At 72.7% G+C, this 18445-nt stretch carries 15 protein-coding genes and 1 pseudogene; 9 read left to right on the top strand and 7 right to left on the bottom strand.

Translation table 11 applies throughout. From position 1 onward, the window contains the following. Positions 1–179 precede the first annotated feature (179 nt). The gene (locus tag ACFVVO_RS26485) at positions 180–1550 is read left to right on the top strand and encodes an MFS transporter (protein ID WP_390058090.1); all 1371 of its coding nucleotides are present in this window, start codon (positions 180–182) and stop codon (positions 1548–1550) included. Between the two features lies 1 nt (position 1551). Continuing rightward, the gene (locus ACFVVO_RS26490; RefSeq protein ID WP_390058091.1) at positions 1552–2964 is read left to right on the top strand and encodes an OFA family MFS transporter; all 1413 of its coding nucleotides are present in this window, start codon (positions 1552–1554) and stop codon (positions 2962–2964) included. A gap of 91 nt (positions 2965–3055) precedes the next feature. Here the strand turns inward: ACFVVO_RS26490 and ACFVVO_RS26495 are convergent, their stop codons facing one another. The 4 genes from ACFVVO_RS26495 to ACFVVO_RS26510 form a co-directional block, all read right to left on the bottom strand. After that, positions 3056–3733 (bottom strand): GntR family transcriptional regulator, encoded by a 678-nt coding sequence (locus ACFVVO_RS26495; RefSeq protein WP_390058275.1) that lies wholly within the window; start codon positions 3731–3733, stop codon positions 3056–3058. A gap of 141 nt (positions 3734–3874) precedes the next feature. After that, the gene (locus ACFVVO_RS26500) at positions 3875–4822 is read right to left on the bottom strand and encodes a beta-ketoacyl-ACP synthase III (RefSeq protein ID WP_390058092.1); all 948 of its coding nucleotides are present in this window, start codon (positions 4820–4822) and stop codon (positions 3875–3877) included. 138 nt (positions 4823–4960) lie between these two features. Continuing rightward, a complete protein-coding gene (locus tag ACFVVO_RS26505; protein ID WP_390058093.1) occupies positions 4961–5089 on the bottom strand; it encodes a hypothetical protein in 129 nt (42 codons plus the stop codon). Next, complete coding sequence (locus ACFVVO_RS26510) at positions 5064–6392, bottom strand: OFA family MFS transporter (RefSeq protein WP_390058094.1); 1329 nt, start codon at positions 6390–6392, stop codon at positions 5064–5066. Before ACFVVO_RS26510 ends, ACFVVO_RS26505 begins: the two co-directional genes overlap by 26 nt. 230 nt (positions 6393–6622) lie before the next feature. Here ACFVVO_RS26510 and ACFVVO_RS26515 point away from each other — a divergent pair, with 230 nt between their 5' ends. From ACFVVO_RS26515 to fdhD, 5 genes are read left to right on the top strand one after another with little or no spacing between them, the layout of a single operon-like run. Next, complete coding sequence (locus tag ACFVVO_RS26515; RefSeq protein WP_390058095.1) at positions 6623–7594, top strand: 2-dehydropantoate 2-reductase; 972 nt, start codon at positions 6623–6625, stop codon at positions 7592–7594. After that, a complete protein-coding gene (locus tag ACFVVO_RS26520) occupies positions 7591–9510 on the top strand; it encodes a molybdopterin oxidoreductase family protein (RefSeq protein WP_390058096.1) in 1920 nt (639 codons plus the stop codon). Before ACFVVO_RS26515 ends, ACFVVO_RS26520 begins: the two co-directional genes overlap by 4 nt. Positions 9511–9514: 4 nt before the next feature. Beyond that, on the top strand, positions 9515–11338 hold the full coding sequence (locus ACFVVO_RS26525; protein ID WP_390058097.1) for an NADH-ubiquinone oxidoreductase-F iron-sulfur binding region domain-containing protein: 1824 nt from the start codon (positions 9515–9517) through the stop codon (positions 11336–11338). After that, positions 11335–12195 (top strand): 2Fe-2S iron-sulfur cluster-binding protein, encoded by an 861-nt coding sequence (locus ACFVVO_RS26530; protein ID WP_390058098.1) that lies wholly within the window; start codon positions 11335–11337, stop codon positions 12193–12195. The genes ACFVVO_RS26525 and ACFVVO_RS26530 overlap by 4 nt, the downstream gene beginning before the upstream one ends. Before the next feature lie 7 nt (positions 12196–12202). Further along, positions 12203–13051 carry a formate dehydrogenase accessory sulfurtransferase FdhD gene (gene fdhD, locus ACFVVO_RS26535; RefSeq protein ID WP_390058099.1) on the top strand — a complete coding sequence of 283 codons (849 nt, stop codon included), beginning with the start codon at positions 12203–12205 and terminating at the stop codon, positions 13049–13051. Between the two features lie 151 nt (positions 13052–13202). On the opposite strand, the gene ACFVVO_RS26540 is transcribed toward fdhD, so the two are convergent. After that, positions 13203–13730: an isochorismatase family protein gene (locus ACFVVO_RS26540; RefSeq protein ID WP_390058100.1), complete on the bottom strand. Its 528-nt coding sequence runs from the start codon at positions 13728–13730 to the stop codon at positions 13203–13205. 19 nt (positions 13731–13749) lie between these two features. After that, positions 13750–14187, bottom strand: coding sequence for a MarR family winged helix-turn-helix transcriptional regulator (locus ACFVVO_RS26545; protein ID WP_390058101.1), 438 nt, complete (start codon positions 14185–14187; stop codon positions 13750–13752). A gap of 125 nt (positions 14188–14312) precedes the next feature. On the opposite strand from ACFVVO_RS26545, the pseudogene ACFVVO_RS26550 reads away from it, so the two are divergent. Together ACFVVO_RS26550 and ACFVVO_RS26555 are read left to right on the top strand one after the other, a co-directional pair. Then, positions 14313–15208: pseudogene (locus ACFVVO_RS26550) on the top strand (zinc-binding alcohol dehydrogenase family protein). A 132-nt stretch (positions 15209–15340) separates the two neighbouring features. After that, a complete protein-coding gene (locus tag ACFVVO_RS26555; RefSeq protein WP_390058102.1) occupies positions 15341–17266 on the top strand; it encodes an exo-alpha-sialidase in 1926 nt (641 codons plus the stop codon). A 116-nt stretch (positions 17267–17382) separates the two neighbouring features. Here the strand turns inward: ACFVVO_RS26555 and ACFVVO_RS26560 are convergent, their stop codons facing one another. Next, positions 17383–18417: a bile acid:sodium symporter family protein gene (locus ACFVVO_RS26560; protein ID WP_390058276.1), complete on the bottom strand. Its 1035-nt coding sequence runs from the start codon at positions 18415–18417 to the stop codon at positions 17383–17385. Between the last annotated feature and the right edge of the window lie 28 nt (positions 18418–18445).

Raw genomic sequence — 18445 nt, forward strand, 5'->3', positions numbered from 1 at the left:
GGCCGCGGGGCTGCTGTGAGGCGCCGGCCCAAGTGGTTGTTGGGGGGCGGTTCATGAGGTGAGTGATGTGGGGTCGGCCGGCGGTGCGCGTCGGCCGGCCCCGGGACCCGTGCGCGCACGAAAGGCATTGGACAGGGGGCGCTGGCCAGAACTTTCGACGCAAGGGGTGCAGCCGCAGCATGGAAACCACCGATCCACCCGCCTCCCTCCTGTGCAGGGAGGTGCGGGACCGCAGGGGCCGCGTGTACCGCGTCGGCGAGAGCGCCGCCGATCTGACGGGCCGCGGCCGGATCTGGATGGCCGTCCTGCCCTGGGTGGGCATGACGGGCGTCAGCTGCGCCGCGTACGTGTTCGTCGCGGCGCAGAACTCCTCATCCGAGGCCCGCCGTTGGGACACGGGCATGCTCTGGCCGGCGGTCCTGTGGGCGTTGTCCCAGATGGCCGTCGCCCACCCGGCCGGACGGCTGCGGGAGAGCGGCCGGCTCTCCGCCCGCGCGGCCGTGACGGCGGGAGCGCTCGGCACGCTGGCCGGGTGCCTCACACTCGCCCTGGCGCCGGGCCCGGCGGCCGCCCGGCTCGCGTCCGGCGTGCTCTGCGGCGCCGGTGCCGGGCTGGTGCACGCGACCTGTCTGACGCTGCCGGGCAAGTGGTACCCGGAGCGGCGGGGCGGCCCGACCGGCTTCGTGGCCAGTGGGCTCGCGTTCGGCGCCGTACCGCTTCTCCCCGGTCTCGGTTCCCTCGGCGCACGGGCGGACCGGCCGGCCGTGCCGGCCCTGACGGGCGCCGCGGTGTGCCTGGTCGTGGCGGCGGCCGGCCGGCTCCTCCGGGATCCGCCGCGGAACTGGTGGCCGCCGCACGCCGACCCGCTCACGGTGCCGGCCGATCCGGTCGCCCGGCGCGTACGGGAGAAGAACCCGCCCGCCGTACGTCAGTACGCGCCCGAGGAGGCCGCCCGCACCCCGGCGTTGTGGCTGATGTGGCTGTGCCTGCTGGGCGCGGCCGGGGTGACCGTGCTCGGCCTCCGCCTGCTCACGCCGTACGGCCGGGGCCTGGGGCAGGGCGACGGGATCTGGTACGCGGTCGTCGCCGGCGGTGCCGTGTCGGCGGGCGCCGGGGCGCTCTCCGACCGCCTGGGGCGACGCGCCGCCCTGAGCGCGGCCTGTCTGCTGCTGGGCCTCGCGCAGTTCGGGGTACCGCTCGCGGGCCGGACGGGCAGCGGTCCCCTGCTCCTCGGCTGCGCCGCGGCCACCGGACTGGCCGGCGGGGCGGTCCTGACCCTGGTCACCGCGCTGGCCGCGGACCACTTCGGCGAGAACCACAGTGCGGGCGTCCACGGACTGCTCGCCGTCTCCTGGCTCCTCCCGGTTCTGGCCGGCTCCGGCACGAGTGCCGCCGCGGCCGCCGCCCGGGACCCCCACAGGGCCTTCCTCGTGGCGGGCTGCACCGCGCTCGCCTGCGCCGCTTCGGCGCTGTTCCTCAAGGCTCCGGGCCGTCCCAGTGCCCGGCGCATCGTCCCCAATCCCCACCCTCTCGGCGAGGAGATGGCCTGAAATGACGGCTGATCCGATGGCAACAAGGAACACGCCGGCCGATCCCGGCGCGGCGAACCGCTCGTACCGCGAAGTCACCGACTCCCGGGGGCGGGTCTACCGCGTCGGCGAGACGGACCGCGACATACTCGGCCACTCACGCAGGCTGATGGTGTACCTGCCGTGGATAGCGATGATGGCCATCAGTGTCTCGGAGTACGCCTACGGCTCAGCCGAGGACACCCTGTCCGAGGCGCACGGCTGGACGCAGAGCAACACCTTCTGGATCCTCAGCGTCTGGGTGTTCTTCCAGGCGGGCATAGCGTTCCCGGCCGGCTGGCTGCGCGAGCGGGGGATCCTCACGGCGCGCCGGGCGATGTACACCGGGGCGGTGCTGTGCCTGCTCGGCTTCCTGGCGCTCTCCCACTTCGACAACGTCGCCCTCGCCATCATCGGCTTCGGCATGGTGGGCGGTCTCGGCTCGGGGCTGATCTACGCGACCTGTATCAACATGGTCGGCAAGTGGTTCCCGGAACGGCGCGGGGCGAAGACCGGCTTCGTCAACGGTGGCTTCGCCTACGGCTCGCTGCCGTTCATCTTCATCTTCAACTACGCCTTCGACACCGGCAACTTCGACGAGGTGCTCGACCTGATCGGCGTCTACGTGCTGATCGCGGTGGCGGTCTGCGCGTTCTTCTTCAAGGACCCGCCGAAGAATTGGTGGCCGGCCGACGTCGACCCGCTGTCGCACTCCGGGAACGGCAGGAGCGCCGCGAGCCTGGCCAAGAACCCGCCCGCCGTAAGGCAGTTCACGCCGAAGGAGGCCATCAGGACCGGCATGCTGCCGCTGATGTGGATCACGATCGTGATGACCGGCGGCGTGTCGATCTTCGGGATCTCCTTCCAGGTCGACTTCGCCAAGGAGATCGGCTTCGGCCCCCTGGTCGCGGCCTCCTCGATGGGCGTCATGGCCGTCATCAACGGCGTCGGACGGGCCGTGGTCGGCTGGCTGTCGGACCTGTGGGGCCGCAAGACGGCCCTGATCTTCGTCATCGTCGTGCTGGGCCTCGCCCAGTTCGGCGTCATCTGGGCCGGTGACATCAAGAACGAGTGGCTGTTCCTGTTCTTCGCCTTCCTCTCCGGCTTCGGCGGCGGCGCCTTCTACCCGATGTTCGCCGCGCTGACCCCGGACTACTTCGGCGAGAACTACAACGCCACCAACTACGGCCTCGTCTACAGCGGCAAGCTGATCAGCGGCCTGTTCGGCGGCGGACTCGGCTCGATGGTGGTGGGCGCCTGGGGCTACAACGGCGCCTACGCGCTGGCCGGCGGCGTTTCGATGGTCGCCGCCGCGATCGCCCTGCTGCTGCGGCAGCCGGGCCGGGACGGCCGGACGGAGCCGGCGCCGGCCGCGAAGCCGCAGCCGGCCGCCTGACGGCCGGGCTGCGCTGCCACGCCGGTGCGGGCGACGGTCCACGGGGCCGCCGCCCGCACCGGCGTCACGCGCCCCGCGGGGGCCGGCCCGGTCAGGTCGCGTCGCGCTCGTGGTAGGAGCGGCGGGTGTGTTCGGTATGGGCCCGCATCAGGTCGGCGGCCCGGGGTGCGTCATGGGCGGTGATCGCGGTGATCAGCTCGCGGTGCTCGATCCAGGACTGGCTGCCGCGCCGGCGGGCCACCGGGGTGTAGTACCAGCGCACCCGGCGGTCGACCTGGGCGGCGAGTTCGGCGAGGACCGCGTTGCCGGCCAGGTCCATGATCTTGGCGTGGAAGGCCGCGTTCAGGGCGACCGCGCGGTCCACGTCGTCGTCGGTGACCGCCCGCTCGCCCTGGGCGCACAGCTCCTCGAGGGCGTCGGTGCCCTTCTGGTCGGCGTTCAGGGCGGCGAGCCGGGCCGCCTCCGCCTCCAGGAGCGTACGGACCGTCAGGAGCTGGTCGGCCTCCTCCTCGGTCGGCTCGTGCACGAACGCGCCCTGGGCGGGGCGCAGATCGACCCAGCCCTCGGTGTTCAGCCGTTGCAGCGCCTCGCGCACCGGCTGGCGGGAGACGCCCAGGTGCCCGGCGAGTTCGCTCTCCACCAGGTGCTGGCCGGTCCGCAGGGCGCGGGTGGTGATGAGTTCCAGCAGTGCCTCGTAGACGCGGTCGCGCAGCGGTCCGGGCCGTTCGAGTTTGGGTACGGCTCCCTGCGGCAGTCCGGTCGACAACATCACGGTCCCCCTCCTCGGCAGGCCGGTCACAGCCATGCGCCAATGGAGCCAGTATCAATTGTCTATCGTCTACAGTCTACTGCGCACAAAAGGCCAGGGGCAGTGGGAGTCGAACTCGTCACACGCCGGTGCGCGCCGGCGTCACGGGCACCGGACGACCTGTCCCGCGTACGACAGGTTGCCGCCGAAGCCGAACAGCAGGGCCGCGTCGCCGCTGCGGACCGCGCCCTGCTCGAGCAGCTTGGACAGGGCGAGCGGGATGCTGGCCGCCGAGGTGTTGCCGGACTCGGTGACATCGCGCGCGACCACGGCGTTCACCGCGCCCAGCTTCCGCGCGAGCGGCTCGATGATGCGCAGGTTGGCCTGGTGCAGGACGACCGCGGCGAGGTCGGCGGGTTCGAGTCCGGCCCTCTCGCAGGCGCGCCGGGCGATGGGCGGGAGCTGGGTGGTGGCCCAGCGGTAGACGCTCTGCCCCTCCTGCGCGAACCGGGGCGGGGTGCCCTCGATACGCACCGCGTTGCCCATCTCCGGCACGGATCCCCACAGCACCGGCCCGATCCCCGGCTCCTGGCCCGGCGCGCACGCCTCGACCACGGCGGCCCCGGCCCCGTCGCCGACCAGGACGCAGGTGCTGCGGTCGCTCCAGTCGGTGACCTCGGACATCTTGTCGGCGCCGATGACCAGCGCCCGGGTCGCGGCGCCCGCCCGTACCGTGTGGTCGGCGGTGGCGAGGGCGTGGGTGAATCCGGCGCAGACGACGTTGACGTCCATCGCGGCGGGCCGGGGGATGCCGAGGCGGGCGGCGACCCGGGCGGCGGTGTTCGGGGAGCGGTCGATGGCGGTGGAGGTGGCCACCAGCACCAGGTCGATGTCACCGGGCGTGAGCCCGGCGGCGGCGAGTGCCTTGGCGGCGGCGTGCGCGGCGAGTTCGTCGACCGGCTCGTCGGGGCCCGCGATGTGCCGGGTCCTGATGCCCACCCGGCCGCGGATCCACTCGTCGCTGGTGTCGACCATGCCGGCCAGGTCGTCGTTGGTGAGCACCCTGGCGGGCTGGTAGTGGCCGATGGCCGCGATGCGCGAGCCGTGCATGTCGGGGATCCCCTCATTGCCTTGGGTAGCGGGATCCACCAGTCTGGTCAGTGACTCGCGAGTACGGCGGCAGGCGATGGCACAGGAATCGGGCATCCGAGTTGTCGGCTTCCGTCACACCCTCGGACGCCCGAACATTCACCCCGTGAACAACTGCGTCGCCTTGCGTACCAGCTCGTACACCCCGTAGGCGAGCGGTGCTCCCACCCACAGCCAGGCGAGGACGATCAAGCCCGGCCGGCTAGGCGGGCTGCTGTCGCTGGGCATCTGCTGCCTCCCTCTGAGCGGGGACGTGGTGGCGTACGTGCACGGGACGGACGAGTTCGTTGGCGACGAAACCGACGGCCAGCAGGCCGATCATGATGCCGAAGGACAGCCCGTACAGCGACGATCCGTGCTTCCCGGCCTCCTCCTGCCGGTCGGCGATCCAGTTGACGATCAGCGGCCCGAGCACGCCTGCCGTGGACCAGGCGGTGAGCAACCGGCCGTGGATGGCGCCGACCTGGTAGGTGCCGAAGAGATCCTTCAGATAGGCGGGGATCGTCGCGAAGCCGCCGCCGTAGAAGGAGAGGATCACCAGCGCGCACAGCACGAACAGCGGCTTGGAGGTGTCCCCGAACAGCGCGATCAGCAGGTACATCGAGGCACCGGCACCGAGGTAGACGCGGTAGATGTTCTTGCGGCCGATTCTGTCGGAGGCGGAGGACCAGCCGATCCGGCCGGCCATGTTGGCGGCCGACAGCAGCGCGACGAAGCCTGCGGCCGCCGAGGCCGACACCGGGGTGGAGCTGTCGGCGAAGAAGTCCGTGATCATCGGCGCGGCCTTCTCCAGGATGCCGATGCCCGCGGTCACGTTCATGCACAGCACCACCCACAGGCACCAGAACTGCGGGGTGCGCACGGCGCTGCGGGCGGAGACGCGTACGCCGACGGCGGCGTCCGGTCCGCCCTCGGCGGGTTTCCCGGTGCGTGGCACGCGTACGAGCAGCACGCCGAGTGTCATGAAGACGGCGTACGACAGTCCGTGCACGAGGAAGGCGAGCGCGATCCCGGAGTGGCCGGTGCCGAAGGACTCCAGCATCTGCGCCGACCAGGGCGAGGCGATCAGCGCGCCGCCGCCGAAGCCCATGATGGCGATGCCGGTGGCCATGCCGGGCCGGTCCGGGAACCACTTGATCAGCGTGGACACGGGCGAGATGTAGCCGATGCCGAGGCCGATCCCGCCGACGAAGCCGTAGCCGAGGACGATCAGCCAGTACTGCCGTGTCTCGGCGCCGAGCGCGGAGAGCAGGAAGCCGGAGGAGAAGCAGACGAGGGCCACGGTCATCGCCCAGCGCGGCCCGTTGCGCTCGACCAGTGTGCCGCCGAACGCGGCCGACAGCCCGAGCATCACGATCGCGAGCTGGAAGGGCAGCGCGCTGCGGGTTCCGTCGAGGTGCAAGGCGGACTCGAGCGGCGGCTTGAACACGCTCCAGGCGTAGGCCTGACCGATGGACAGGTGGACGGACAGGGCGGCGGGCGGGACCAGCCAGCGGCTCCAGCCCGGGGGTGCGACAGGGGGGCTGCTCATGACGCCGAACGGTAGGACGGGTTCCGGGAGTTGAGAAGGAGCGCCGTCGACCGTATGCGATGAACGGTATGCGGAATGCGCTCAACGGTCGCCGCGCGAACCCTTGCCGGACTCCTCTCCATACTGTAGACAATATTTCGTCGACAGGATTCAGCCTGACCTGTGTCATGGCCGCATGGACCTCAAGCCCCCACCTCCGCGGTATCCCTCAAACCGAACGGAGTGCTCCTGTGAAAGTCGCAGTCCTCGGCGCCGGTGCGATCGGCGCCTACGTCGGTGCCGCGCTCCACCGCGCCGGCGCCGATGTGCACCTCATAGCCCGTGGACCGCATCTCGCGGCCATGAGGCGGTACGGAGTACGGGTGTTCAGCCCGCGCGGCGACTTCACCGCGCACCCCGGGGCCACCGACGACCCGGCCGAAGTGGGCCCGGCCGACGTGGTGTTCCTGGGCCTGAAGGCCAACACGTACGCGGCGTGCGGGCCGCTGATCAAGCCGCTGCTGCACGAGCGCACGGCGGTGGTGGCCGCCCAGAACGGCATCCCCTGGTGGTACTTCCACCGGCACGGCGGCCCCCACGACGGCCGCCGGATCGAGAGCGTCGACCCGGACGGCGCGGTCAGCGCCGTCCTCGCGCCCGAACGGGCCGTCGGCTGCGTCGTCTACGCGGCGACCGAACTCCAGGCCCCCGGGGTCGTACGCCACCTGGAGGGCACCCGGTTCGCCATCGGCGAGCCCGACCGCGAACTCTCGGCCCGCTGCCTGGACTTCAGCGAGGCGATGACGGCCGGCGGCCTGAAGTGCCCGGTGGAGCGGGACCTGCGCGGTGACATCTGGGTCAAGCTGCTCGGCAACATCTCCTTCAACCCGATCAGCGCCCTGTCCCGGGCCACGATGCGGCAGATGTGCCTGCACGGCGGCACCCGCCGGGTCATCGAGACCATGATGCGCGAGACCCTGGCCGTCGCCGAGGCACTGGGCTGCGAGGTCGGCGTCTCCGTCGAACGGCGGCTCGCGGGCGCCGAACGCGTTGGCGACCACCGCACCTCCACGCTCCAGGACCTGGAGCGCGGCAAACCGCTGGAGCTCGACGTGCTGCTCGCGGCCGTCGTCGAACTCGCGGAGATCACCGGTGTGCCCGTGCCCACCCTGCGCACCGTGCACGCCATCTCGGACCTGCTCGCACTGAGGAGCGCCGCATGAGGAACCGGCAGCCCAGGACGTACACCCGGCTCACCCATCCGCTGGTGCGCGACTCGCGCGAGGAGCCGCTGAGGCGGGCGAGCTGGGAGGAGGCACTGGACCGCGCCGCCCGGGGCCTGCACCGCAACCGGGGCGCGTTCGGGATGTTCTCCTGCTCGCGCGCCACCAACGAGATGAACTACGTGGCGCAGAAGTTCGCCCGGGTGGTGATGGGCACCCACAACGTCGACTCCTGCAACCGGACCTGTCACGCGCCCAGCGTCGCCGGACTGTCGGCCGCGTTCGGCTCCGGCGGCGGCACCTCGTCGTACGAGGAGGCCGAGCACACCGACGTCGTCGTGATGTGGGGCTCCAACGCCCGTTTCGCGCACCCGATCTTCTTCCAGCACGTGCTGAAGGGGATCCGCAACGGCGCCCGGATGTACGCGGTCGACCCGCGGCGGACGTCCACCGCCGAGTGGGCCGAGAGCTGGCTCGGGCTGAACGTCGGCACCGACATCCCGATGGCGCACGCGATCGGCCGGGAGATCATCCACGCCGGCCTGGCCAACGAGACGTTCATCGAGCGGGCCACCTCCGGGTTCGAGGAGTACGCGAAGCTGGTCGAGCCGTGGACACCGTCGCTCGCGGAGAAGGTGACGGGCGTACCGGCCCGCGCCATCCAGGAACTGGCGCACGCCTACGCACGCGCCGAGCGGGCCCAGTTGTGCTGGACGCTCGGCATCACCGAGCACCACAACGGCACCGACAACGTGCGCGCGCTGATCAACCTGTCCCTGCTCACCGGCCACGTCGGCCGCTACGGCTCGGGGCTGCAGCCGCTGCGCGGGCAGAACAACGTGCAGGGCGGCGGCGACATGGGGGCGATCCCCAACCGGCTGCCGGGCTTCCAGGACATCCTCGACGCGGACGTACGGCGGAAGTTCGAGTCTGCCTGGGGCACCGTCATCGAACCGCACTACGGGCTGAACCTGACGGAGATGTTCGAGGCGATGGAGCGGGGCTCACTGCGGGCCGTGTACTGCGTCGGGGAGAACCCGGCGCAGTCGGAGGCCGACAGCGAGCAGGCCGTACGCCGGCTGCGGGCGCTGGACTTCCTCGTGGTGCAGGACATCTTCCTGACGAAGACGGCCGAGTTGGCGGACGTGGTGCTGCCGGCGACCGCCGGGTGGGCGGAGACGGAGGGCACCACCACCAACAGCGAGCGCCGGGTGCAGCGGGTGCGCCGGGCCGTGACCCCGCCCGGCGAGGCCCGCGAGGACATCGACATCATCTGCGAGCTGGCGTACCGGCTCGGCCACGACTGGAAGTACGCCGACGCGGAGGCCGTCTGGAACGAGCTGCGGTCGGTCTCTCCGGACCACTACGGCATGACGTACGAGCGGCTGGCGGAGCATCAGGGCATCCAGTGGCCGTGCCCGAGCACCGAGCGGCTCGAACCGGTCTATCTGCACGGCCGGTTGTGGGAGCCCGACCCCGAAAGGCGCGGCCTCCCGGCACCGTTCGGGCTGGTCCAGCACGACCCGCCGGTTGACCTCACGGACGAGGAGTACCCGATCCGGCTCACCACCGGGCGGCGCCTGGACTCGTACAACACCGGTGTGCAGAGCGGAGGTTTCGCCTCTCCGCTGCGGCGCGGCGAGTTCGTCGAGCTGTGCCCGGAGGACGCCGAGCGGTACGGCGTCGTGGTCGGCGAGCAGGTGCGGGTGACCTCGCGGCGCGGGTCGGTGCTGGCGCCGGTGTGGATCGACACCGCGCTGCGGCCCGGCCTCGCCTTCATGACCATGCACTTTCCCGACGAGGTGGACACCAACCGGCTGACGATCGAGGCGAACTGCCCGATCGCGGGAACGGCGGAGTTCAAGGCGTCGGCGATCCGGATCGAGAAACTCCCGGCCACGACGTACATGAGGTGAGGGCGTGGATCTGCACTTCGGCGACAGCAAGCCGACGGACGAGGAACGCGCGGCGGTCGACGCGCTGCTGGGGCCGCCGGAGTCCTCCTGGGAGGGGGCCGACCGCACCGAAGCCGATCTGAGGTGGGCGCGCGGCGGCCGGGCCGCCCGGGACCGGCGCGATCTGCTGCTGCCGGGGCTGCACGCGATCAACGACCGGGTCGGCTGGATCAGCGAGGGCGCGCTCGGCTATCTGTGTCGGCGGCTGACCGTGCCGCCGGCGGAGGCGTACGGCGTGGCCACCTTCTACGCCATGTTCTCACTGCGGCCGCGCCCGGCGACCGTGCTGCACGTCTGCACGGACCTGGCCTGCACGGCCGCCGGGGCGGGCGAGCTGTGCGCGGGGGTGGAGGCGCGGCTCGGCCCCGGCAGCGGGGTGCATGTCGAGCGCGCCCCGTGCCTCGGCCTGTGCGAGCGCGCTCCGGCGGCGCTCGCGATCCGGGCGGGCGACCCGGTGCGCACGGCCGTGGCGGCGCCGGCGACCGTCGAGGCGGCCGTGGGCGCGGCGAGCGGGCCCGACTCGGCGCCCGAGGAGCCGCCGGCCGGCCGGGCCGTGCCGCAGGCGGGGCAGGAGGAGCTGCTCCTGCTGCGCCGGGTCGGCGTCGTCGATCCCTCCTCGCTGGACGACTACCGGGCGCACGGCGGCTACACGGCCCTGCGGCGGGCCTTCGCGCTGGGCCCCGCCGGGGTGATCCGGGAGGTCACCGACTCGGGCCTGGTGGGGCGGGGCGGCGCGGCGTTCCCCACCGGCCGCAAGTGGCAGGCCACGGCGTCGCAGCCGGACCAGCCGCACTACCTGGTGTGCAACGCCGACGAGTCCGAGCCGGGCACCTTCAAGGACCGGGTGCTGCTGGAGGGCGACCCGTTCGCGCTGGTGGAGGCGATCACGATCGCGTCGTACGCCATCTCGGCGCACCGGGCCCTCGTCTACATCCGCGGCGAGTACCCGCGGGCCCTGCACCGTCTTCGGCACGCGATCGAACAGGCCCGGGCCCGCGGGCTGCTCGGTGACGACATCCTCGGCCAGGGCTACGCCCTGGACATCGAGATCCGGCGCGGTGCCGGCGCGTACATCTGCGGCGAGGAGACGGCGCTGTTCAACTCGATCGAGGGCCACCGGGGCGAGCCCCGCTCCAAGCCGCCGTTCCCGGTGGAGAAGGGCCTGTTCGGCAGGCCGACGGTCGAGAACAACGTGGAGACGCTGGTCAACGTGCTGCCGGTGCTGGAGATGGGGGCACCGGCGTACGCCGCCATCGGCACCGGCGCGTCCACCGGCCCCAAGCTGTTCTGCGTCTCGGGCAGTGTGGAGCGGCCCGGCGTGTACGAGCTGCCGTTCGGCGCGACGCTCGGCGAGCTGCTGCGGCGGGCCGGGGTGGGCGAGGGGCTGCGGGCGGTGCTGCTGGGCGGCGCGGCCGGCGGCTTCGTACGGCCGGACGAACTCGGCCTCCCGCTCACCTTCGAGGGCACCCGGGAGGCCGGGACCACGCTCGGCTCCGGTGTGGTGATGGCCTTCGACGACACCGTCCCGCTGCCCCGGGTGCTGCTGCGCATCGCCGAGTTCTTCCGCGACGAGTCCTGCGGCCAGTGCGTGCCGTGCCGGGTGGGGACGGTACGGCAGGAGGAGGCTCTGCGCCGGATCGTGGACCGTACCGGGGCCGGGGCGGCCGGCGACATCGCCCTGCTGCGCGAGGTGGGCCGGGCGATGCGGGACGCCTCGATCTGCGGTCTCGGCCAGACCGCGTGGAACGCCGTGGAATCCGCGATCGACCGTCTGGGGGCGTACGAATGACCGTCACACCGCTGGGGATCCCGCGCCAGCTGCTGGAGTTCACCGTCGACGGCGAGCCGGTCCGGGTGCCGGAGGGCTCCACCGTCCTGGACGGGTGCCGGGCGGCGGGCAAGGACGTCCCGACCCTGTGCCAGGGCGACACGCTGCGGCCGAGGAACGCCTGCCGGGTGTGCGTGGTGGAGGTGGAGGGGTCGCGGACGCTGGTCCCGGCCTGCTCCCGCAGGGCCGAGCCCGGGATGGAGGTACGGACCGGCACGGAGCGGGCCCGGCACAGCCGCAAGGTCGTCCTGGAGCTGCTCGCGTCCTCGGTCGACCTGTCGACGACCCCGGGAGCGGCCGAGTGGATCAAGGAGTACGAGGCGAAGCCGGACCGGTTCGGGCCGGACGCCGCGCGGCTGAACGAGGAGCCGAGGGTCGACAACGAGCTGTACGTGCGCGACTACGACAAGTGCGTGCTGTGCTACAAGTGCGTCGACGCCTGCGGGGAGCAGTGGCAGAACACCTTCGCCATCGCGGTCGCCGGCCGGGGCTTCGACGCGCGGATCGCGGTGGAGCACGACGCGCCGCTGACCGACTCGGCCTGCGTGTACTGCGGGAACTGCGTCGAGGTGTGCCCGACGGGTGCGCTGTCGTTCAAGTCGGAGTTCGACATGCGGGCCGCGGGTACCTGGGACGAGTCAGGGCAGACGGAGACGACGACGGTGTGCGCGTACTGCGGAGTGGGCTGCAACCTCACGCTCCATGTGCAGGACAATGAGATCGTCAAGGTCACCTCACCGCACGACAACCCGGTGACCCACGGCAACCTCTGCATCAAGGGCCGTTTCGGCTACCAGCACGTACAGAACCGGGGCTGATCAGGACATGGGACGAGTCACGGAACGCCGTAAGGTCCTCCGCATCCGGGACGGGGCGGTCTCCACCCGGCCGGACACGCTCGTCGCCGAGGAACCGCTGGAGATCCGGCTGAACGGCAAACCCCTGGCGATCACCATGCGCACACCGGGCGACGACTTCGCGCTGGCGGCGGGGTTCCTGGTGAGCGAGGGCGTACTGGGCACCGCCTCCGATCTGCTGAGCATCGTCTACTGCGCCGGGGCGACCGCGGACGGATCCAACACGTACAACGTGGTCGACGTGAAGACCGCCCCGGGCGTGGCGCTGCCCGACTTCAGCCTGGAGCGGAACGTGTACACGTCCTCCTCGTGCGGGCTGTGCGGCAAGGCAAGCCTGGACGCCGTCCGCACCACCACGCGCTGGCCGATCGCCGACACTCCCCCGGTCCGGGTCACCCCCGAGCTGCTGGCGGGCCTGCCCGACCGGCTGCGGGCGGCCCAGCGGGTGTTCGACCGCACGGGGGGCCTGCACGCGGCGGCCCTGTTCGGCGAGGACGGTGAGCTGCTGGACGTACGCGAGGACGTGGGCCGGCACAACGCGGTCGACAAGCTGGTCGGGCGTGCGCTGCAGAACGGCGACCTGCCGTTGTCCCGCACGATCCTGCTGGTCTCGGGCCGCGCCTCGTTCGAGCTGGCGCAGAAGGCCGTGATGGCGGGCATCCCGGTGCTCGCCGCCGTGTCGGCGCCCTCGTCGCTGGCCGTCGACCTGGCCGCCGAGACGGGCCTGACCCTGGTGGGCTTCCTGCGGGGCAGCTCGATGAACGTGTACGCGGGCGAGGACCGCGTCGCCCTGCCGGCCGCGGCCGCGCAGGGCTGACCGGTTCCCCGCGGCACGGCGGCGGGGCCCCTGCCGGCGGGGAGCGCCCCCTGCGCCGCGGGGGCCCCGCTGATCGACCGGCCGCTCAGCCGCTCGTGAGACGCGGTCGATCGGCCTCTGTGCCGCTCGTGGGACGCGATCGGCCGGCCGCTCAGCGGCGCGTAGGACGCAGGTCCCGCGCCTTGACCACCGTGCCCAGCCGCGGGAAGTCGAGCCGGACCGACGCCTCGTGCTCGGGGGCGGTGAGCGCGGCCATGGCGTCCTCGACGAAGACCAGGTCGTAGCCGAGGTCGGCGGCGGCGCGGGCGGTGGACTCGACACCGAGGTTGGTGGCGATGCCGCCGAACACCAGGGTGCGGACGCCGCGTTCGCGCAGCCGCTCGTCGAGGTCGGTGCCCTGGAAGCCGCCGATGGTGCGCTTGACCACCTCCACGTCACCGTCCCGGCGCAGTCCGGCCACCAGGCCGCTGCCGGGCGGCTGCTCGGCGACCGTGGGGCGTTCGACCCGGATCAGTACGACGAGCGCCCCGGCCGCGCGGAAGGCGGTGGCCAGCTCCTCGGCGGTGGTGAGCACCTCGGTGCCCTTGCGGGGTTCCAGGGGCAGCGCGACGACGCGGTCCATCAGGTCGACGAGGACAAGGGCGGTGCGCCGGGGGTCGAGCGCGGGGGCTGCGGTCATGACGGAACGTTAACCGCCGTCAGCCGACGGTGCCGGAAATCCGGATCAACAGGCCCATGAACTGATCGCGTTCAGTCGTCGACAGCGGGGCGAGCAGTTCGTCGTTGGCCTCGCGGGCCGCCTTCTCGCAGCGGACGAGCAGACGGGCTCCGTCCTCGGTGAGGGACACGGCGTTCTTGCGCCGGTCCTTCGGGTCGGGGGCCCGCAGCACGAAACCGGCCGACTGCAGGTCGTTGAGGACGCCTACCAGGTCCTTGGCGTCGAGGCCGACCCCGCGGCCGAGGTCGGCCTGGGCGACGGGCGCCAGGTCGCGGACGGCGGAGAGGACCACGTGGTGCCACATCTTCATGCCCTCGGCCGCGAGGGCGTCGGCGACCAGGGCGCGGCCACGGGCGGCGGCCCGGCCGAGGACCCAGCTGGGCAGGGCGCGGATGGCGGGTAGGGGTGCTTCGGCCATGACGGCAGCCTAGCCATAAGTCCTTGGACTTCCCAACGAATCTTCCAGTACCGTTGGGGCTCCCAACGAAATCATGGGTGTCCCCAACGATCTGCCGGGGCGTGGTCCGGCGTCTGGAGGCTGCGATGCGTCGCGTCCGCTACGAGTCCACCGGCGGCCCGCTGTTCCTGGAGGAAGCCGCCGTTCCCGAGCCCGGCGCCGGTGAACTGCTGGTGCGCTGCGAGGCGGTCGGTGTCACGCTGCCCGTCGTCCGCAAGGTGACCGAGGCCGCGGAGCCGGTCCCGCTGGGCGGTGAGATCGCCGGGGCGTGACGCGCTTCCGGGCCGGGGACCGGGTGACCGGGCTGTGCTTCGGCCATGGCTACGCCGACTTCGCCCTGCTGCACGAGACGATGACCTCACCGGTCCCCGACGGCGCGACATGCGTCGACGCGGTCGCGCTGGTGCGCAGCGGGCTGGTGGCCCTCGGCGCGCTGCACGCGGCGGGGCCCGTGCGCGGCGAGGCGGTGCTGGTCACGGCCGCGGCGAGCGGGGTCGGGCAGCTCGCGGTGCGGCTGGCGCGGGCGCGGGGTGCGCGGCGGGTGGTGGGCGCCGTCTCCGCCCCGGGGAAGGCCGGCTTCGTCCGCTCGCTCGGCGCGGACGACTGCGTCCGGTACGGCGACGAGCGGTGGGGGGAGCCGTACGACTGCGTACTGGACGCGGTCGGCGGTGACCTGCTCACCCCCGCGCTCGCCGCGCTCGCCCCGCACGGCCGGCTGGTCGCCTACAGCTCCGGCGGCGGCACGATCCGGGCGTACGACCTGCTGGTCGGCGCCAAGTCGGTGATCGGCTTCCAGATGGCGCTGATCGCCCGCGGCCGGCCGGAGCTGTACGAGCGGTGGCGGCAGGAGCTGTGGCGGCTGTTCTCCGACGGCGCCCTGAAGCCCGCGGTGCACGGCGAGTTCGCACTGGAGGACGCGGCGAAGGCACACGAGGCGATCGCGACACGGGCCAACCTCGGCAAGGTCGTCCTGCGGCCGTAGCGGCGCGGCGGACTTCCGGTCGCGCGCGCTTCTTGTGGGGCGCGGGGGCCCCAACTACCTTCGATAAGGCGCACGTTGGACATGGGATGTCCGGATGTCCGAATGTCCGCCCGACGAAGGGCAGGCCCCACCATGCCGTCAGGTCTCCGCGTCCGTCTCAGATCGGTACTTCGCGCCCGTCTGCGAGCCGCACCCCGCGCCCGTCCCGGATCCGTACTGACCACCGCCGTCACCACGGCCGCGCTGCTCGTGATGCCGCTCACCCACCCCCACCCGGCACACGCCCACCCCGTCGGCGAGCCGACGGAGTTCGAGCAGCGGATCCTCTTCAAGGCCGCCCAGGACCCCGGTTACGCCTGCTTCCGCATCCCGGCGGTCGTGCGGACCGCCGACGGCTCGCTGCTGGCGTTCGCCGAGGGCCGGGTCCGCAACTGCGGGGACGCGGCCGACATCGACGTCGTGCTCAAGCGTTCCACCGACGGCGGCCGCACCTGGGGCCCGCTGCGGGTGGTCAACGAGGGCGCCGGCGACACCCACGGCAACCCGGCGCCGGTCGTGGACCGGGACACCGGGCGCGTCTGGCTCGCGGAGACGTACAACACCGGCCGCGCCGACAGCGCCGGCTGCGCCGTGCCCTGCGACCGCACCCCGCACCTGCAGTACAGCGACGACGACGGCCTGACCTGGTCCGAGCCGCGTGACCTGAGTCCCGAGATCCTGCCCGCCGACTGGAACTCCTGGTACGCGACGGGGCCCGTGCACGGCATCCAGCTGACCCGCGGCCGGTACGCCGGCCGGCTGGTGTTCGGCGTCAACACCGAGACCTGGGACGGCAGCCGGGTCACCGCCAACCACGCGGCGCTCGTCGTCAGCGACGACCACGGCGGCCACTGGCGCGTCGGCGCCACCGACACCTGGCCGATCGCCGCCGACGGCACCTTCCGGCAGAAACCCTCCGAGCTCACGCTCACCGAGCGAGCGGACGGCTCCGTGCTGGTCAGCGGCCGGGAACAGGACGGCACCGACCTCGGCCACCGCACCCAGGCCGTCAGCCGGGACGGCGGCGGCAGCTTCGCCGCGCCCTTCCACGACCTGCCGGACCTCTACACGCCTCAGGTGCAGGGCGCTCTACTGCGCCTGGGGGGCCGCCTCCTGCTCTCCTGCCCCGCCGACCCCGACCGCCGCCGCACGATGATGATCCGTTCCTCCTACGACGGCGGCCGGACCTGGGACAGCGTGGACCGCGGCACCGTCGTCACCACGGACTGGTCCGGCTACTCGGACCTGGTGCGGGCCGACCGTGACACGGTGGGCCTGCTGTACGAGGGCGGGGCGGCCGACGCGCGCGACGAGATCCGCTTCGCCCGCTTCACCGAGGACTGGCTCGCCCCGCGCCGAGGCCCCGATCCGCACACCGTCGACCTGGCCCCGCACGCCCGCCCCGCGGCGGTGCTCGGCGGCGCCGCGAGGACGGACGGCGTGTCGGGCGGCGCGCTCCGGTTCGACGGAACCGACGACGCCGTACGCCTGCCCTTCCGTACCGGGCTCCCTCTCGGCGCCGGGGACTTCACCGCGTCGCTGTGGTTCCGCTACACGGCGGCCGCCGGGGAGCAGCCGCTGCTGTGGATGGGCGGCATCGGCACGAGCCAGCCTCAGGTGTGGCTGCGCGGCGAGCCGGCGAACGACCGGGTGCAGGGCCTCATCACGGTGCGGGACGGCGCGGTGGCGCCGCGCACCGCGTACGTGCGCACCGCGACCGCGTACAACGACGGCGAGTGGCACCACGCGGTGCTGCGCCGGGGCGACGGCCGGCTGTCGCTGTCCGTCGACGGTACGGAGGCGGCCGCCGCCGACATGCCGGGCTCGGTCAGCCGCAACTCCCCCTTCGGAGTGCACATCGGCGAGCGCATGGACAGCCGCGCCCACTTCACCGGCGCGATCGACGAGGTGCGCGTCTGGGACCGCGCCCTGTCCGACCCGGAGCTGTCCGATCCGAAGGTGCTGCGGTCCCCGAAGGACACCGTGCTGTGGCTGCCGCTGGACCGGGTCGGCGGCTGACGACGGGCACCGGGCCCACGGCTGACCACGGGCACCGGATCGGCGGCCGGTGACGGACCCGGGAGCGGCGGCGGTGACGGACCCGGGAGCGGCGGCCGGCGATCGACCGGGGGGCCTCAGCGGGAGCCGGTGCCGACCGCGGTGCGTGACGCCGCGGCCGGCCCGGCCGGTGCCGCGGCGGCCTCCGGGTCGTGGGCGCGCCGCTTGGCGATGACCGCGCACACCATGAGCTGCATCTGGTGGAAGAGCATCAGTGGCAGCACGGCCAGGGAGGCGTGGGCGCCGAACAGGACGCTCGCCATGGGCAGACCGGCGGCGAGGGACTTCTTCGACCCGGCGAACTGGATCGCGATCCGGTCCGCCCGGCCGAAACCGAGCGCCCGGGCGCCGTGCCAGGTCAGCAGCAGCATCACGGCCAGGAGCACGCCCTCGACGGCGAGCAGCGCTCCCAGCCGGACGGCGCTGACCTGGTGCCAGATGCCCTGCGTCATGCCCTCGCTGAACGCGGTGTAGACGACCAGCAGGATCGAGCCGCGGTCGACCAGCCCGAGGACCTTCTTGTGCCGGGCGACGAAGCCGCCGATCCATCGGCGCAACACCTGTCCCGCGACGAACGGCACCAGCAGTTGCAGCACGATCTTCACCAGCGAGTCGGCGGAGAACCCGCCGCCGCCGCTGCCCAGCAGGGCGGCCGCCAGCAGCGGGGTCGCGACGATGCCGACCAGGGAGGAGAACGAGCCGGCGCAGATGGCGGCGGGCACGTTGCCGCGGGCGATCGAGGTGAACGCGATCGACGACTGGATCGTGGACGGCACCAGCGTCAGGAACAGCAGCCCCTGGTACAGCGGCTGGGTCAGCAGCACCGGGACCAGTCCGCGGGCGGCCAGGCCCAGCACCGGGAAGACCACGAAGGTGCAGGCCAGCACGGTGCCGTGCAGACGCCAGTGGCGCAGGCCGTCCAGCGCCTCGCGGGTGGAGAGCCGGGCCCCGTAGAGGAAGAACAGGAAGGCGATCGCCGCCGTGGACGCCCCGGAGGCGACGTCCGCTCCGGTGCCGTGGGCCGGGAGGAGCGCCGCGAGCCCCACCGTGCCGATCAGCAGCACGATGTACGGGTCGATCGGCATCCAGCTCGGCCAGTGCGGGCGTTTCACGGTGCTCCACTCGCTGTTCGTCGGGTAC

It is taken from the genome of Streptomyces sp. NPDC058145 (genome assembly GCF_042884245.1).
Lineage (GTDB): Bacteria > Actinomycetota > Actinomycetes > Streptomycetales > Streptomycetaceae > Streptomyces.

Excerpts from the sequence above, each read along its gene's own strand:
- ACFVVO_RS26485 (WP_390058090.1), top strand. The coding sequence starts at position 180 with ATGGAAACCACCGATCCACCCGCCTCCCTCCTGTGCAGGGAGGTGCGG.
- ACFVVO_RS26490 (WP_390058091.1), top strand. The coding sequence starts at position 1,552 with ATGACGGCTGATCCGATGGCAACAAGGAACACGCCGGCCGATCCCGGC.
- ACFVVO_RS26495 (WP_390058275.1), bottom strand. The coding sequence starts at position 3,733 with ATGTTGTCGACCGGACTGCCGCAGGGAGCCGTACCCAAACTCGAACGG.
- ACFVVO_RS26500 (WP_390058092.1), bottom strand. The coding sequence starts at position 4,822 with ATGCACGGCTCGCGCATCGCGGCCATCGGCCACTACCAGCCCGCCAGG.
- ACFVVO_RS26505 (WP_390058093.1), bottom strand. The coding sequence starts at position 5,089 with ATGCCCAGCGACAGCAGCCCGCCTAGCCGGCCGGGCTTGATCGTCCTC.
- ACFVVO_RS26510 (WP_390058094.1), bottom strand. The coding sequence starts at position 6,392 with ATGAGCAGCCCCCCTGTCGCACCCCCGGGCTGGAGCCGCTGGCTGGTC.
- ACFVVO_RS26520 (WP_390058096.1), top strand. The coding sequence starts at position 7,591 with ATGAGGAACCGGCAGCCCAGGACGTACACCCGGCTCACCCATCCGCTG.
- ACFVVO_RS26530 (WP_390058098.1), top strand. The coding sequence starts at position 11,335 with ATGACCGTCACACCGCTGGGGATCCCGCGCCAGCTGCTGGAGTTCACC.
- fdhD (WP_390058099.1), top strand. The coding sequence starts at position 12,203 with ATGGGACGAGTCACGGAACGCCGTAAGGTCCTCCGCATCCGGGACGGG.
- ACFVVO_RS26540 (WP_390058100.1), bottom strand. The coding sequence starts at position 13,730 with ATGACCGCAGCCCCCGCGCTCGACCCCCGGCGCACCGCCCTTGTCCTC.
- ACFVVO_RS26545 (WP_390058101.1), bottom strand. The coding sequence starts at position 14,187 with ATGGCCGAAGCACCCCTACCCGCCATCCGCGCCCTGCCCAGCTGGGTC.
- ACFVVO_RS26555 (WP_390058102.1), top strand. The coding sequence starts at position 15,341 with ATGCCGTCAGGTCTCCGCGTCCGTCTCAGATCGGTACTTCGCGCCCGT.